Annotated in this window: 24 protein-coding genes, 1 rRNA gene and 1 pseudogene; 25 read left to right on the top strand and 1 reads right to left on the bottom strand. The window is 35.1% G+C overall.

Annotation, left to right across the window (positions count from 1 at the left end):
• The first annotated feature begins 303 nt into the window (after positions 1 to 303).
• From rpsJ to rplO, 20 genes and pseudogenes are all read left to right on the top strand, one after another.
• Positions 304 to 612: a 30S ribosomal protein S10 gene (rpsJ, locus tag HLA87_RS00465; protein WP_171110870.1), complete on the top strand. Its 309-nt coding sequence runs from the start codon at positions 304 to 306 to the stop codon at positions 610 to 612.
• 60 nt (positions 613 to 672) lie between these two features.
• A pseudogene (gene rplC, locus HLA87_RS00460) lies at positions 673 to 1332 on the top strand (50S ribosomal protein L3); the annotation flags it as partial.
• 181 nt (positions 1333 to 1513) lie between these two features.
• Positions 1514 to 2533: a 50S ribosomal protein L4 gene (gene rplD, locus HLA87_RS00455; protein WP_171110864.1), complete on the top strand. Its 1020-nt coding sequence runs from the start codon at positions 1514 to 1516 to the stop codon at positions 2531 to 2533.
• Positions 2534 to 2535: 2 nt separating this feature from the next.
• Positions 2536 to 2982 carry a 50S ribosomal protein L23 gene (rplW, locus tag HLA87_RS00450; RefSeq protein ID WP_171110861.1) on the top strand — a complete coding sequence of 149 codons (447 nt, stop codon included), beginning with the start codon at positions 2536 to 2538 and terminating at the stop codon, positions 2980 to 2982.
• Between the two features lie 71 nt (positions 2983 to 3053).
• Entirely contained in the window at positions 3054 to 3899 is an 846-nt protein-coding gene (rplB, locus tag HLA87_RS00445) for a 50S ribosomal protein L2 (RefSeq protein WP_171110858.1), read from the top strand.
• Positions 3899 to 4174, top strand: coding sequence for a 30S ribosomal protein S19 (gene rpsS / locus HLA87_RS00440; protein WP_171110856.1), 276 nt, complete (start codon positions 3899 to 3901; stop codon positions 4172 to 4174). Before rplB ends, rpsS begins: the two co-directional genes overlap by 1 nt.
• A gap of 2 nt (positions 4175 to 4176) precedes the next feature.
• Entirely contained in the window at positions 4177 to 4512 is a 336-nt protein-coding gene (rplV, locus tag HLA87_RS00435) for a 50S ribosomal protein L22 (protein WP_171110851.1), read from the top strand.
• 13 nt (positions 4513 to 4525) lie between these two features.
• Complete coding sequence (rpsC, locus tag HLA87_RS00430; protein ID WP_171110848.1) at positions 4526 to 5179, top strand: 30S ribosomal protein S3; 654 nt, start codon at positions 4526 to 4528, stop codon at positions 5177 to 5179.
• Positions 5179 to 5610: a 50S ribosomal protein L16 gene (gene rplP / locus HLA87_RS00425; protein ID WP_171110847.1), complete on the top strand. Its 432-nt coding sequence runs from the start codon at positions 5179 to 5181 to the stop codon at positions 5608 to 5610. The genes rpsC and rplP overlap by 1 nt, the downstream gene beginning before the upstream one ends.
• A complete protein-coding gene (gene rpmC / locus HLA87_RS00420) occupies positions 5610 to 5804 on the top strand; it encodes a 50S ribosomal protein L29 (protein ID WP_171110846.1) in 195 nt (64 codons plus the stop codon). The genes rplP and rpmC overlap by 1 nt, the downstream gene beginning before the upstream one ends.
• Positions 5804 to 6073 (top strand): 30S ribosomal protein S17, encoded by a 270-nt coding sequence (gene rpsQ, locus HLA87_RS00415; protein WP_171110843.1) that lies wholly within the window; start codon positions 5804 to 5806, stop codon positions 6071 to 6073. Before rpmC ends, rpsQ begins: the two co-directional genes overlap by 1 nt.
• Complete coding sequence (gene rplN / locus HLA87_RS00410) at positions 6073 to 6441, top strand: 50S ribosomal protein L14 (protein ID WP_171110841.1); 369 nt, start codon at positions 6073 to 6075, stop codon at positions 6439 to 6441. The genes rpsQ and rplN overlap by 1 nt, the downstream gene beginning before the upstream one ends.
• A 15-nt stretch (positions 6442 to 6456) precedes the next feature.
• Positions 6457 to 6777 carry a 50S ribosomal protein L24 gene (gene rplX / locus HLA87_RS00405; protein WP_171110839.1) on the top strand — a complete coding sequence of 107 codons (321 nt, stop codon included), beginning with the start codon at positions 6457 to 6459 and terminating at the stop codon, positions 6775 to 6777.
• 2 nt (positions 6778 to 6779) lie between these two features.
• Positions 6780 to 7325, top strand: a complete 546-nt coding sequence (gene rplE / locus HLA87_RS00400; protein WP_171110837.1) for a 50S ribosomal protein L5 — start codon at positions 6780 to 6782, stop codon at positions 7323 to 7325.
• Positions 7326 to 7327: 2 nt separating this feature from the next.
• Positions 7328 to 7513, top strand: a complete 186-nt coding sequence (locus HLA87_RS00395; protein WP_171110835.1) for a type Z 30S ribosomal protein S14 — start codon at positions 7328 to 7330, stop codon at positions 7511 to 7513.
• A 2-nt stretch (positions 7514 to 7515) separates the two neighbouring features.
• Positions 7516 to 7911 (top strand): 30S ribosomal protein S8, encoded by a 396-nt coding sequence (gene rpsH, locus HLA87_RS00390; RefSeq protein ID WP_171110832.1) that lies wholly within the window; start codon positions 7516 to 7518, stop codon positions 7909 to 7911.
• 10 nt (positions 7912 to 7921) lie between these two features.
• Positions 7922 to 8461 carry a 50S ribosomal protein L6 gene (rplF, locus tag HLA87_RS00385; RefSeq protein WP_171110830.1) on the top strand — a complete coding sequence of 180 codons (540 nt, stop codon included), beginning with the start codon at positions 7922 to 7924 and terminating at the stop codon, positions 8459 to 8461.
• Between the two features lie 18 nt (positions 8462 to 8479).
• Positions 8480 to 8836 carry a 50S ribosomal protein L18 gene (gene rplR, locus HLA87_RS00380; RefSeq protein WP_171110828.1) on the top strand — a complete coding sequence of 119 codons (357 nt, stop codon included), beginning with the start codon at positions 8480 to 8482 and terminating at the stop codon, positions 8834 to 8836.
• Entirely contained in the window at positions 8836 to 9456 is a 621-nt protein-coding gene (gene rpsE / locus HLA87_RS00375) for a 30S ribosomal protein S5 (RefSeq protein ID WP_171110826.1), read from the top strand. The genes rplR and rpsE overlap by 1 nt, the downstream gene beginning before the upstream one ends.
• A gap of 91 nt (positions 9457 to 9547) precedes the next feature.
• Entirely contained in the window at positions 9548 to 9988 is a 441-nt protein-coding gene (gene rplO, locus HLA87_RS00370; protein WP_171110824.1) for a 50S ribosomal protein L15, read from the top strand.
• A 67-nt stretch (positions 9989 to 10055) separates the two neighbouring features.
• Here rplO and HLA87_RS00365 read toward each other — a convergent pair whose 3' ends face one another.
• A complete protein-coding gene (locus HLA87_RS00365; RefSeq protein ID WP_171110822.1) occupies positions 10056 to 10229 on the bottom strand; it encodes a hypothetical protein in 174 nt (57 codons plus the stop codon).
• A 240-nt stretch (positions 10230 to 10469) separates the two neighbouring features.
• Between HLA87_RS00365 and HLA87_RS00360 the strand changes: the two genes are divergently transcribed.
• From HLA87_RS00360 to HLA87_RS00340, 5 genes are all read left to right on the top strand, one after another.
• The gene (locus HLA87_RS00360) at positions 10470 to 10724 is read left to right on the top strand and encodes an amino acid permease (RefSeq protein ID WP_171110820.1); all 255 of its coding nucleotides are present in this window, start codon (positions 10470 to 10472) and stop codon (positions 10722 to 10724) included.
• A gap of 222 nt (positions 10725 to 10946) precedes the next feature.
• Positions 10947 to 11519, top strand: coding sequence for a hypothetical protein (locus HLA87_RS00355; protein WP_171110818.1), 573 nt, complete (start codon positions 10947 to 10949; stop codon positions 11517 to 11519).
• 2 nt (positions 11520 to 11521) lie between these two features.
• Positions 11522 to 11710, top strand: a complete 189-nt coding sequence (locus HLA87_RS00350) for a hypothetical protein (RefSeq protein ID WP_171110816.1) — start codon at positions 11522 to 11524, stop codon at positions 11708 to 11710.
• 198 nt (positions 11711 to 11908) lie between these two features.
• On the top strand, positions 11909 to 12853 hold the full coding sequence (locus tag HLA87_RS00345) for a 2-dehydropantoate 2-reductase (protein ID WP_171110814.1): 945 nt from the start codon (positions 11909 to 11911) through the stop codon (positions 12851 to 12853).
• 428 nt (positions 12854 to 13281) lie between these two features.
• Positions 13282 to 14794: ribosomal RNA gene (locus HLA87_RS00340) — 16S ribosomal RNA — on the top strand.
• Positions 14795 to 14912: the final 118 nt, after the last annotated feature.

Here is a 14912-nt window from a genome sequence, read left to right as displayed (position 1 = left end):
CCATTACAATGAAAGTTTTTCAGAGAATAACTCAAGAATGATTAAATTATCAAAAACATTAAAATGGAATAAATTAAATAGCAAATTTGTGATTTTTGATAACAACGCATCTTCGCGGTTCGCACGAATTAATTAAGTGCTATAAAAATATGGAATATTTATTTACGAAATTCTTATTTTAATATAGAATATAAAAGCAACTATTACTGTGAAGCATAAGGTTGTTAAGTGGCCAATACGTTGTTGAGGACTGCTTAAGTAATTTATGTGGAGTAACGTTCGCATATGAACAAAGGAGACAACATGAGCAAAATTAATATCAAGCTAAAAGCCTTCGAACATGAACAATTAGATTTTGCTGCGAAAAAAATCGTTGAAATCGCACAAAAAAATAATGTTAAGTTCTCAGGACCTGTAGCCGTGCCAACAAGAAGACACGTTGTTACAATACTTAGATCAGTTCACATTAACAAAAAATCTCGTGAACAATTCGAAGCAAGAGTACACCAAAGACTTGTTACTCTAATCGATGCTGATGCAAAAACACTAGACCAAATTCGTAGATTCGAATTTCCGGCTGGTGTTCAAATTAGCGAAATTACACAAAAATAAAATAAAGCCAACTTGTATATCAAGCAATGGTCGTTAGTTTTCTAACGAGAAGGAGAAATTATGAAAGGAATCTTAGGACGTAAAATTGGTATGACCCAAATCTTTACTGAAGATGGACAATCTGTTCCAGTTACAGTTATTGAAGTTAAACCAAATGTTGTGTCTAAAGTTTTAACTGCTGAAGTTAACGGGTATGTTGCAACCCAATTAGCAGTTGAAGATTTAAGAGCTTCAAGAATTAACAAACCTTTAGCAGGTCAATTCAAACAAGCAAACACAACACCTAAGCGCTACATTAAAGAAATTCGTGGCATGCAAGGCTATGAATTAGGACAAGAAGTTAAAGCTGATTTATTTACATCAGGACAACTTGTTGACGTTACTGGTACATCAAAAGGTAAAGGTTTTGCCGGAACCATTAAAAGATGAAACCAACACATTGGACCTAAATCACACGGTGGTGGTGGTGGTAGCCAACCAGTTAGACAAACTGGATCACTTGGTGATATCGCCGGAAACAAAGTTTTCAAAGGTATGACAATGCCTGGTCATTTAGGTGCTGTACAAACTACTGTACAAAACCTTGAAGTTGTTAAAGTTGATACTGTAAACAACATTTTATTGGTTAAAGGATCAATTCCTGGACCTAAAAAATCACTTGTTATCATCAAAGAAGCGGTTAAAGGTTTACCAAACCATAAACCAGTTGTTCTAGTTGATGTTGATGAAGTTATTAAGATGAATGAATTAGTTGAAAGAGCTAAAAAATTCGGTATTGAAGTTAAAGTTGGAATGCACTCAAGTGAATTAGAACCTCTAATTCTTGAAGCAGAAGCAGCTAAATTAGCAGAAGAAGCTACTGCTAAAGAAGCAGAAGCAGCCAAAGAAGGAGAAAACTAATATGTCAGTTAACAAATTTTACTTATCTGAAAAATTCGGTAAAGACAATGTAATCTCATTCAACCTTAAAAAAGAAGGTGCAGCCAGATCTAAAAACTTCAAAACATTTAAAGAAGCTCTAGAACAATTCCAAAAAGACGCTGATAAACTTGAAGGAGAATCAAGAGTTTGATTCCATAGAGGTGGACAATTTTCTGGTTCAACAACCTCAGCAAATGTTGTTAACATTATTGATGCTGTCGCAAGCAAAAATGTTAAAGACGAAAAAGCAATTGAATTCATCAATGAAGAAAAACTAGTTGATGTTTCAGCAGCTAAAGAAAAAGCAGCTAAAAAAGCTGAATCAGCAGAACCAAAAGCTAAAGCAGCGAAAACAACTAAAGCTAAAACTTCTAAAGTGACTAAAGTTGACGAAGAAGCAAAATTTAATTTTGACAATTCAAAATTACCTGCTGAAGTATTCAATTTAGAAAAAATTTATGAACAAGCAATTTTTGACACAATTATGTCAGAAAGAGCTTCAAGAAGACAAGGTACCCACTCAGTTAAATCACGTGCTGAAGTTAGCGGTGGTGGTAAAAAACCTTGAAGACAAAAAGGTACAGGCCGTGCTCGTGCTGGTTCGACAAGATCACCAATATGAGTAGGTGGTGGACGTGCTTTTGGTCCTAGAACTGAAAGAAATTACAATCTAAAAGTTAATAAGAAAGCTAAAAAAGCTGCCTTCCTAAGTGCTTTAACATTATTAGCACAAGACAATGCAGTTATTGTTGATGATTTTAAATTAGCAAACATTTCAACTAAAGAAGCAGTTGCTAAATTAGACGCATTAAAACTAACACACGTAAAACACGTTTTAGTTGTATCAAGTGACGAAACAGTTTACAAATCATTAGGCAATGTTGCCAATGTTGCGGTTATTAAACCTGCATCAGTTACTGTTGAAGCATTAATTTGAGCTGACGTATTAGTACTATCAAACGAAGGTCTAACTCATTTCGTAGAAAAAGGGAGAAAATAATTATGGAATTAACACAAATCATTCGTAAACCTATTCTTACAGAAAAAACTAACCTTCTACAAGCTCAAAATAAATACACTTTCGAAGTTGACTATCACGCAAATAAATACCAAATCAAACAAGCTGTGGAATTTATTTTCCAAGTTAAAGTAACTGACGTTAATACAATCAAAGTTGATAAAAAAGCTAAGAGAGTAGGACGTTTTAATGGTTTTACTAACCGTTATAAAAAAGCTATTGTTACATTAGCGGCAGATGACAAAATTGTTTTCTATCCTAATGAAGCAGAAGCACAAGATGAAGCTAAACAAGCTCAAAAAGCCGCTAAAGCTCAAGAAGCTAAAGCAGCAGATAAAGCTAAAGAAGAAGAATTGGCAGCTAAAATCGCAGCTAAAAAATCTACTAAAAAAGCTACAACAAAAAAAGCCGCTACTAAAAAAGAAGCGTAATACAGAGGATTAAACAGATTGCTTAAAAGACAAACTTCCTCATATATTTTTAAGCAAAGGAGTATATAGACATGGCAATTAAACATTACAAGCCAATTACTAACGGTCGTCGTAATATGTCATCTCTAGACTACGGCAAAAACCTATCAGGACATGCTCCTGAAAAATCTTTACTAGTAATTTTAAAGAAAAATGCTGGTCGTAATAACCAAGGTAAAATTACTGTAAGACACCAAGGTGGCCGTGTGAAGAGATTTTATAGACTAATCGACTTCAAACGTAATAAAGATAATATTCCGGCAGTGGTTAAGTCAATTGAATATGACCCAAACCGTTCAGCTAATATTTCATTATTAGCATATGCTGACGGAGAAAAAAGATACATTTTAACTCCAAAAGGACTTAAAGTGGGACAAACAGTTATTTCAGGTACTGATGTTGATATCTTAGTAGGTAACACATTACCTCTATCATCAATTCCGGAAGGTACCTTAATCCACAATATCGAGATGCAACCAGGAGGGGGCGGTATTATCGCTCGTTCAGCTGGTACCAGTGCACAAATCTTAGGTAAAGACGACGACGGAAAATACGTTGTTCTACGTCTAAAATCAGGCGAAACACGTCGTATTCTTGCTCGTTGTCGCGCAACAATTGGAGAAGTTGGAAACGAAGAACACCTACTAGTTGACTTAGGGAAAGCTGGTAGAAACCGTCACATGGGTGTGAGACCTACAGTTCGTGGTTCAGTTATGAACCCAGTAGATCACCCACACGGTGGTGGTGAAGGTAAACAACCTATCGGACGTAAGTCACCTCTTACACCTTGAGGTAAAAAAGCTCTTGGTGTTAAAACTAGAAAAACTAAGAAATCTTCAAACAAATTGATTCTAAGAAGAAGAAAGGATGCTAAATAATGGCTCGTAGTCTTAAAAAAGGCCCATTCGCCGATGATCACTTACTAAAAAAAGTTGATGCAATCGTTGAAGGTGGCGCAGCTAAAAAACCAATCAAAACTTGATCAAGACGTTCAACAATCTTCCCAAGCTTTGTTGGTCTAACATTCCAAGTTCACAATGGTAAAAACTTTATTGATGTATATGTAACTGATGACATGGTAGGACACAAACTTGGAGAATTTGCTCCAACAAGAACTTACAATGGTCACGGTGCTGATAAAGGTAAAAAATAGTTATGCAAGCAAAAGCACACGTAAAAATTCAACGTATTAGTGTACGTAAAGCTAATTTAGTAGCTGCCTTATTTAGAGGTAAAGACGTACGTGAAGCATTAGGTATTTTAAGAAATACAAATAAAAAAGCTTCAGAACTATTTATTAAATTAATCAATTCAGCAATTGCCAACGCAACAAACAACCACGGAATGGACGCATCAAAATTATTTGTTAAAGAAGTTATAGTTAATGAGGGACCAACATTAAAAAGATTCCAACCTCACTCACAAGGTAGAGCATTCTCAATTTTTAAACGTACATCAAATTTATCTGTAGTTTTAGAAGAAAGAAACTAGGAAAGGCAATATTATGGGACAAAAAGTTAATCCAAATGGCTTTCGTTACGGCGTAACTAAAGCACACAACACAACATGATTTGCAGATAAAAAAGAATTTGGATCATTATTAGTTCAAGACGATAAAATTTACAAATTCTTCGATAAATTAGTGCGTAAATACCAAATCGGTCAAGTGGAAATCAAGAGAACACAATCAAATAAAGTAACTGTTATTTTACATGTAGCAAACCCAGCCAAAATTTTAGGCGAAAACGGTGCTAACATTGAAGCTCTAAATGTAGCTTTACACAAACATTTAAAAGACAAGAAACTTGATATTAATTTACAAGTATTGCAAATCGCTAAACCAGAATTAAACGCTCGTTTAGCTGCAGAAGCTATTGCGATGAAACTAGAAAATCGTGAAAGCTTTAGAATTGCTCAAAAATACATTATCAACGATGCATTAAAAGCAAGAGCAAAAGGTATCAAAACAGCTGTTTCAGGCCGTCTAAACGGAGTTGATATGGCTCGTACAGAAGGATACTCTCGTGGAGAAATGAAACTACACACCTTAAGACAAGATGTTGATTACGCACAAGCAACAGCACGTACAACATACGGTGCAATTGGTGTTAAAGTTTGAATCTCTAAAGGTGAAATTTTGGAAGGAGGAAATAAATAATGCTTCAACCAAAAAGAACCAAATATCGTAAACCTTTCGTTTTGCGTCACGATAAACGTAAAGCTCACAAAGGTAACAAAGTTTCATTTGGTGAATTCGGTTTACAAGCCGTAACATCTGCATGAGTAGATGCTCGTCAAATTGAATCTGCCCGTATTGCGATTACTCGTCGTATGGGTCGTGAAGGACAAGTTTTTATTAGAATTTTCCCTCACTTCCAAAAAACATCTAAACCAATTGGTGTTCGTATGGGGTCAGGTAAAGGGTCTCCAGACAAATGATATACACCAGTTAAGGTTAATACAATGATGTTTGAAGTTTCAGGTGTTAAAGAAGAAATTGCTCGTGACGCCCTACGTTTAGGTGGACACAAATTGCCTGTTAAATGAAAAATTATTACTAAAGATGAATCACAAGGAGGTCAACAATAATGCTTTATAAAGATATCAAATCAAAATCAGTTGATGAATTACAAAAACTTATTAACGACCTTAAAGCGGAATTATTAACTTTACGTTTCAAAAACGCTACCGGACAATTAGACCAAAGTCACAAAATTAACGCTGTTAAAAAAGACATCGCAAAATGTTTAACTGCAATTGAACAAATTAAAGGAGACAAATAATGGAAAGAACAACAACACGTAAAAGTTTAACTGGTAAAGTTACTTCAGTTCGTGGCGACAAAACAATTTTTGTTGAAGTTGAAAGCTACCGTTCACACTCTTTATACTCAAAACGTTATAGAGTAGTAAAACGTTTCGCTGTTCACGACGAAAAATTATTAGCATCAGTTGGTGACATTGTTTCAATTATGGAAACACGTCCACTATCAAAAACCAAACACTTCCGTTTAGTGGAAATTAAACAAAAAGCTGCTAGAGGAGAAGAATAATGGTTATTGAATTATCTAAATTAAAAGTTGCTGATAACTCAGGTGCTAAAGAAGTCGGTGTTATTAGAGTTTTAGGTGGTTCACGTAAAAAGACCGCCAACATCGGTGACATCATTATTTGTTCAGTTAAAAAAGCATTACCAAACGCAGCAGTTAAAGAAGGTCAAGTTGTTAAAGCCGTGATTGTTAGATCACGTTACGGTATCAGAAGACCAAATGGTTCGCATATTAAATTTGATGACAACGCAGTAGTTATTATTAAAGATGATAAATCAATGAGAGGAACTCGTGTCTTTGGACCAGTTGCTCGTGAACTACGTGACAAGGGATATTTAAAAATTGTTTCTCTTGCTCCGGAAGTTTTATAGGGAAGGATTAATATTATGAAATTTAAAGTAAACGACGAAGTTGTTGTAATTTCAGGTACTCATAAATGATCACAAGGACGTATCATCCGTATCAACTCTAAAAATAACCAAGTTTTCATTAAAGACGTTAACATGCAAATCAAACACAAAAAACCTTCACAAGCCTCAGATGGTGCTATCAAGAAACAAGAAGGCCCAATTCACGTATCAAACATCGCAGTAATAGCTAAAAAAGGAACTAAAACAACCGCTCCTACAATTTCAAGAATCGGTTATCAAATCGATAAAAATGGTCAAAAAACAAGAATTATCAAGAAAACTAATAAGGAATATTAATTATGAACTTAAAGAAACACTATTTAGAAAAAGTCGTACCTGCATTAATGGACGAATTCAAATTTAAATCAATTATGCAAGTACCTCGTCTTGAAAAAATTGTTTTAAATATGACCGCAGGTAGAGAAGTTACAAACTCAAAAGCAATTGAAGAAGTTTTAAACGAATTAACACTAATTTCTAGCCAAAAACCTTACCAAACAGTTGCTAGAAAATCAAACGCATCATGAAAATTAAGAGAAGGCATGCCTATGGGGGGTAAAGTTACTCTACGTAGAGAAAAAATGTGAGACTTTTTGGAAAAATTAATTCACATTTCAATGCCTCGTATCCGTGATTTCCGTGGGGCAAACCCTAAAGCCTTCGATGGCAGAGGAAATTACTCATTAGGAATTAAAGAAGAAATCATTTTCCCAGAAATTGATTTCGACAAAATCAGAAGAATCAAAGGATTAGACGTACAATTAATTACTACAACAAACTCAGATGTTGAAGCTAAAAGAATGCTTGAATTAATTGGAATTAGATTTGCTAAAGGAGATAAATAATTATGGCTAAAGTTTCGTTAAAAGTTAAACAAAAGAAACACGCGAAATTTTCAACACGTGCTTACACACGTTGTGAAATTTGTGGTCGTCCACACGCTGTTTTAAGAAAATTTAAAATCTGCCGTATTTGTTTCCGTGTTAAAGCACACGCCGGACAAATTCCAGGATATAAGAAAGCGAGTTGATAATTATGTTTATTACAGATCCAATCTCAGATATGATTGTGCGTATTAAAAACGCCAACCAAAGAAAATTTAAAACAGTAAACATTCCATTCTCAAGCAAAAAAGCTAAAATCCTTGACATTCTATTATCTGAAGGTTACATTCAAGCCGTAAACGTTAAAGGAGAAGGCATTGAAAAAACTTTAGAAGTTAGCCTAAAATACAAAGGAACTCAAAGAGCAATCATTGATTTCAAACGTATTTCTAAACCGGGTCTAAGAGTTTATTCTTCAGCTCAAGACCTACCTACAGTATTATCAGGTTATGGTACAGCTATTGTGTCTACTTCAAAAGGCATGATGACTGAAAAACAAGCACGTAAGGAAAATGTTGGCGGTGAAGTTATCGCTATCATTTGATAGGGGGTAGATTATGTCACGTGTAGGAAACAGAATCTTAACAATCCCTGCTGGTGTTGAAGTAACATTAGATGGAACCAAATTTAGCGCAAAAGGTAAATTGGGTACTCTAGAAGCAAACTTTTCACCACTTATTGCTATCAAAATTGAAGAAAACAAAATTAGCACACTAAGAGCAAACGAAGAAAAATCAACCAAACAATTACACGGAACCACTAACGCTTTAATTTCAAACATGTTAATCGGTGTTAGTGAAGGTTTCAAAAGAGAATTAGTAATTAAAGGGGTTGGTTACAAAGCGGTTCTAAAAGGACAACAATTAGAATTAGCTGTTGGTAAATCACACCTTGAATTATTAGACATTCCTGCTGATGTTAAAGTTGAATTACCAAAACCAACTGAAATTACATTATCATCAATTTCAAAAGAAAGCGTTGGCCAATTCGCTGCCATCGTTCGTGCAACCAGAAAACCAAGCCCTTACTCAGGTAAAGGCATTGCTTACAAAGACGAAGTTATTCGTCGTAAAGAAGGGAAAACTGCTGCGAAGTAGTTTCGAAAGGACAAAATTATGGCTCAATTATCAAGAAATCAAGCACGTCAAAAGAAACATTTACGTGAACGTCAATCAATTATTGGCACCAGCGTGAAACCTCGTTTATGCGTTTTCAAATCACACCAAAACTTTTATGCGCAATTAATTGATGACTCTAAAGGTGTTACATTAGCTAGTGTATCAACATTAGTTAAAGGACAATTTGCAGGAAACATCGAATCAGCTAAAAAAGCTGGTGAATTAATGGGTGAAAAAATCAAAGCTCTTAAATTAACTGAAATCGTATTTGACCGTTCAGGTTACGTATACCACGGTCGTGTTAAAGCATTCGCTGAAGCAGTTAGACAAACCGCACAAGGAGTTAAATTCTAATGACAGATAACATTAATCAAACACAAGCAGCCCCAACTCAAGAAGTTGTAAAACCTCAAGAAAAAGCTCAAAACGACGCAAAACCTGTTCGTAAACAACAAACTCGTGAACGTAGACAACCAAGAAGAAGAAACGATTCATTCCAAAACGAATTTAGTGAAAAAGTAATTTCAATTTCTAGAGTATCTAAAACCGTTAAGGGTGGACGTAGATTCTCATTCTCAACCTTTGTGGTTGTTGGCGACAAAAAAGGACGTGTTGGATTTGGTCACGGAAAAGCAAATGAAGTTCCTGACTCAATCAAAAAAGCAGTTAAAGACGCTAAAAACAATTTAATCTCATTACCTATTCTAAACGGTACAGTACCACACCAAAACGAAGCTAAATTCTTGGCTTCTAAAGTATTATTGAAACCTGCTGCTAAAGGTACCGGGATTGTTGCTTCATCAACTGTACGTGCAGTTGTTGAATTGGCTGGTTACACTGACGTATATTCAAAAACATACGGTTCACGTTCAAAATCTAACATTGTTAGAGCAACCTTAAAAGCCTTAACCCAAATGAGAACACCAGAACAAATTGCTGACATTAGAGGCAAAGACGTCAAAGACTTACTATAATTAAATATTTAGTTTAGTTTAGCAACTTGAACTCGTTTTCAAAAGTACTATTCAAACAGTCAATAATATTTAATTAACGAAAGGAAATATAATGAACAAAAATTTAGAATCATTAAAACCAACCCAAGGTGCACGTAAAGACAAACACCGTGTTGGTAGAGGTCACGCCGCTGGTAAAGGTAAACAAGCTGGTAAAGGTCAATCAGGTCAAAATAAACGTCACGGACACAGACCAGGATTTGAAGGTGGACAAACACCTTGATTCCGTCGTATTGGTAAACGCGGTTTCACAAACGTTAACCACGTTGAATACCAAGTTGTTAATTTAAAAGATTTAGAAGAACGATTTAACGAAAACGATCAAGTTAATTTAGAAACCCTAGTTAAAGCTAATTTAATCAAAACAAACCTACCTGTTAAAGTTTTAGGTAACGGTAAACTTACTAAAAAACTTTCAGTATCTACACACGCCGCTTCTCAAACAGCTATCGACGCTATCGAAGCAGCTGGTGGATCATTCACATTACTTTAATTCCAATCATTAAAAAGTAAGCGCGGCTTACTTTTTATTTTTGCTTTCATGAATTATTTAAATTAATTTAATATAGCAATTTAGCAGTTTTTGGCTTTGGATTTATTGCTACTATTTCTAGCGTGATTAAAACTGACAAATACAGTCTATTAATTTTTGCAATCACAGCCTTTATTGCTGCTGGTGTGATGTTAGCTTTTGCTGGAATGGTATGGTCAACAAAGTGGTGGCTTTTACGCATATGTTAGAAATGCATCCCACCACCGTTGATTGTGGTATATCAACGGCTGAAGTCAATTTATGCAAGCTCCACTCTTTAGTGCAACGACTCCATTATTTTTTTCAACATGAGTAAGCTTTTTTGTAACTGATTTTAAATATCAATTTATATTACAAATTTGATCGCTATTATTTTTCATTGCTTTAACAATCATTAAGCTTGAGTCTAAACATTTCTAAAAAAGTGATTTTTTATTCAGCTTTGATTCAAAGAATTGTATTGGTATTTATATTAGCGGTTATTGTTTATTTAGCAATTACTAATTCAAGAGCTAATAATATTTTTACAACTAATACTCAAACTATCACGCCCTATTTAATTATTAGTACAATATTAAGTTTCATTTATGCCTTTGCTGGTGTTGAAGGATTGGCGGGGTTAAGTACCGAGGTTAAAACAAAAAGTTTTAGAAAATATTACTTTATCTATTTGACATTATCATTGTCATTTATCTAGCTTTTTACCTAATTTTATTTTTATACCACTCTTGGCTAATTCCACACAGTTAAATTATGTGGCGGCTTTAATGCAAAAAACCTTAGGTGTGTCCGGTTTAATTATCTTTACACTATGTTTGTTATTTAGGCAGATAACTTAAACGATTTTTTCGATGGTTTATTATGCCAAAACCATTGTCCACTTGCCCAAGACGGTTTTATCCCTCATTCATTATCGAGAGTGGCGAGAAATGGTCAACATAAAAATGCTACTATTTTTGTGACCTTGCTAACCGTACTTGCGATGATATTTTTATCAATTATTCCATCTATATTTAAAATACAAGATAGTTTTGCTACGATTCTTAATGCAGGTAATTTAGTATTTTTTATTCATTATCTATTTGCTATCGTATCAATTGTGGTCATATCCATACGAAATAAGGAGTTAAAAGTTAGATGTTGAGAAAAAGCAATTTATATATTGGTTTCAATAATGATTGCAGATGTTGCCTTGATAACATTATTTCCTCCGCTCGTTGGTGCTGATTACGATGGTAATGTGATTATTATTTTTGGATCTTACTTGGTATTTATGTTTATAGGTTTAGCGTTTTGAGCCTCATATAAATTATATTTTAAATTCCAATATTTTTTCAAATATGCTTTAACATTCAAATTTTCCGCTCAAAACTCAGGGATTAATCTTAAAAATTGTGAATTTAGTGCTAAACCCTTAATTGCTCAACTCAGCAACCAAACAATGTTATTAATTCGCTACTTGACTCTTATCCAACAGAAAGTGTTTTATTAAGAATGTTTAATAACATAAAATTTCAAAATAACCACTTAGAATTATCTATGTTTGCGCAACTAATTCAGAGCTCAACCAACCTTCGTAATATTTTGATTATTGATTTGTTGCCAAACAATTTAAGCTACGATACTATCTTAAATCTGCAATCAAATACTAACATCCAAGTAATTTTGATTGCAAAATATTAATTGGCATATTAAAATTTAAGCAAGCAAAGGCTTGTTTTTTATTTTTTTTGAGCTAATTTTAAAATATTTTTTGTGAAACTATACCATTAATTTTCTTTTAAGCGTATTTATCAAGCTAATTGGAAACATTATCTTAATAATAAACAATCTAATGATTTTAATATAATTTTATAAGTAAAAAAATTAAGGAGACAAATTATGAAAATTTTATTTGCTGGAGCTGGTGCTTTAGGTTTAAGATTTGCCTACATGATGCACAAAGCTGGCCACGATATTGTGGCAATTGATGGTTGAAAAGACCACGTCGATGCCATGAAGAAAAATGGTTTACAAGCTATTATCGATGGCAAGGACGAAGGATATTTACATTTCCCTGTTTACCACACAAGTGAAGTTAACCAAATTAAGGATAATTTTGAATTGGTTTTTGTTGCTACTAAAGCTATGGGATTAAAGGATATGTTGAAAACTATACAACCTTTAATGAATCCAAAAACCAAAATCATCTGCGTATTAAACGGTTTAGGACACATCACAACTCTTAAACAATTTATTGCGCCTGAAAATATATTGATCGGTACTACTGTTTGATCATCTGGTTTAGGTGGACCTGGTGTATTGAAAACGGGCGGTAGTGGCAAAATGGATTTAAAACAAGTTGAAGAAAAAAATCTTGATTACACTATGCAAATTGTTGAAGAATTGAATAAAGCAGGTTTGAATGTAAACTATTCGCAAAATGTTTATGCTTCAATTTGAAACAAAGCAGTAGTTAACTGTGTATTGAACACTATGTGTACTTTAATCGACTGCAATATTAATGAATATGGTTCATACGAACACAACTATGAAATATCAAAAGCTATTATTGATGAAATGGCCTTAGTAGCCAAGGCTGAAGATAATGTTGATATGGATAAAGAATTAGTACACAAAATTGTGGCTGGTACATTCCCTATTGACAAACAAGGATTACACTACCCATCACTATATCAAGATATGAAAAACAAACGTTTAACCGAAATTGATTATTTAAACGGAGCTGTAGCACGTATGGGTAAAGCCCACAACATCCCAACGCCTATTAACGCTTTTATCGCTCACTTAATTCATTCAAAAGAAAATAAAAACGGTAATAAATAAAACCTAAAAGCTGATTGCCCTCAGCTTTTTTATATATTGACTTAAAAATTAAACATTTAATAAATATTATTTATTGAATAGGCCTTTGATCAAACAAAAGTAAGGTTTATAGAACTGAATTTATATTATTAAGTATATATACTAATTATTAATATATTATTATGTACTATATTTTATAGTGTTTTAACACTCAGATCGACATATATGCTAACTATCTTGTTCACATTAAAAAAAATAATAAAAAAGTTAAATATTTTTTTTGTTGAATTTGGAAATAGTGTATATTTATATCAGCAAGTTTAAACGAGCTAAAAAAATATCATAAAAAAATCTTTTTTAAGTTTTAAAAATATGTTATTATAAGTTAGCTACTTTTAAGTTGCAAATTGTTCTTTGAAAACTAGATATATAAACATGACGAAGTCAATTTTTTCGAGAGTTTGATCCTGGCTCAGGATGAACGCTGGCTGTGTGCCTAATACATGCATGTCGAGCGAAGTACTTCTGTACTTAGCGGCGAATGGGTGAGTAACACGTACTCAACGTACCCTTCAGATTGGGATAGCGGTTGGAAACAACCGATAATACCAAATACTTGTAATTATCGCATGATGATTACATAAAAGGCGCGTTTGCGCCACTGGAGGAGCGGGGTGCGTAACATTAGCTTGTTGGTGAGGTAACGGCCCACCAAGGCGATGATGTTTAGCGGGGTTGAGAGACTGAACCGCCACACTGGGACTGAGATACGGCCCAGACTCCTACGGGAGGCAGCAGTAGGGAATATTCCACAATGGACGAAAGTCTGATGGAGCGACACAGCGTGCAGGATGAAGGCCCCATGGGTTGTAAACTGCTGTGGTAAGGGAATAAAAAATAGCATAGGAAATGATGCTACATTGAATGTACCTTATTAGAAAGCAACGGCTAACTATGTGCCAGCAGCCGCGGTAATACATAGGTTGCAAGCGTTATCCGGAATTATTGGGCGTAAAGCGTCTGTAGGTTGTTTATTAAGTCTGGCGTTAAATTTTGGGGCTCAACCCCAAACCGCGTTGGATACTGGTAAACTAGAGTTATGTAGAGGTTAGCGGAATTCCTTGTGAAGCGGTGAAATGCGTAGATATAAGGAAGAACACCAACATGGCGAAGGCAGCTAACTGGACATACACTGACACTGAGAGACGAAAGCGTGGGGAGCAAACAGGATTAGATACCCTGGTAGTCCACGCCCTAAACGATGATCATTAGCTGATGGGGAACTCATCGGCGCAGCTAACGCATTAAATGATCCGCCTGAGTAGTACGTTCGCAAGAATAAAACTTAAAGGAATTGACGGGGACCCGCACAAGCGGTGGAGCATGTGGTTTAATTTGAAGATACGCGTAGAACCTTACCCACTCTTGACATCTTCCGCAAAGCTATAGAGATATAGTTGAGGTTAACGGAATGACAGATGGTGCATGGTTGTCGTCAGCTCGTGTCGTGAGATGTTCGGTTAAGTCCTGCAACGAGCGCAACCCCTATCCTTAGTTACTAACATTTAGTTGAGCACTCTAAGGAGACTGCCCGAGTAATCGGGAGGAAGGTGGGGACGACGTCAAATCATCATGCCTCTTACGAGTGGGGCAACACACGTGCTACAATGGCCGATACAAAGTGAAGCAACCCAGCGATGGTGAGCAAACCACAAAAAATCGGTCTCAGTTCGGATTGGAGTCTGCAACTCGACTCCATGAAGTCGGAATCGCTAGTAATCGTAGATCAGCTACGCTACGGTGAATACGTTCTCGGGTCTTGTACACACCGCCCGTCAAACCATGGGAGCTGGTAATGCCCGAAGTCGGTTTATTAACAAACTGCCTAAGGCAGGACTGGTGACTGGGGTTAAGTCGTAACAAGGTATCCCTACGAGAACGTGGGGATGGATCACCTCCTTTCTACGGAGTACAATGTCAAAAATACTTTTTTGACGAACTAACCTTAATCAGACCTATTTACACAAACATTTTTGTCATGGCTTGTTAGGTCGCAAGCATATATCTAGTTTTGAGAGGA

This window comes from Mycoplasma miroungigenitalium (genome assembly GCF_013008635.1).
GTDB lineage: Bacteria > Bacillota_I > Bacilli_A > Mycoplasmatales > Metamycoplasmataceae > Mycoplasmopsis > Mycoplasmopsis miroungigenitalium.
The sequence above is the reverse complement of the archived record's forward strand: the minus strand, read 5'-3'. Positions and strand labels throughout refer to the sequence as shown.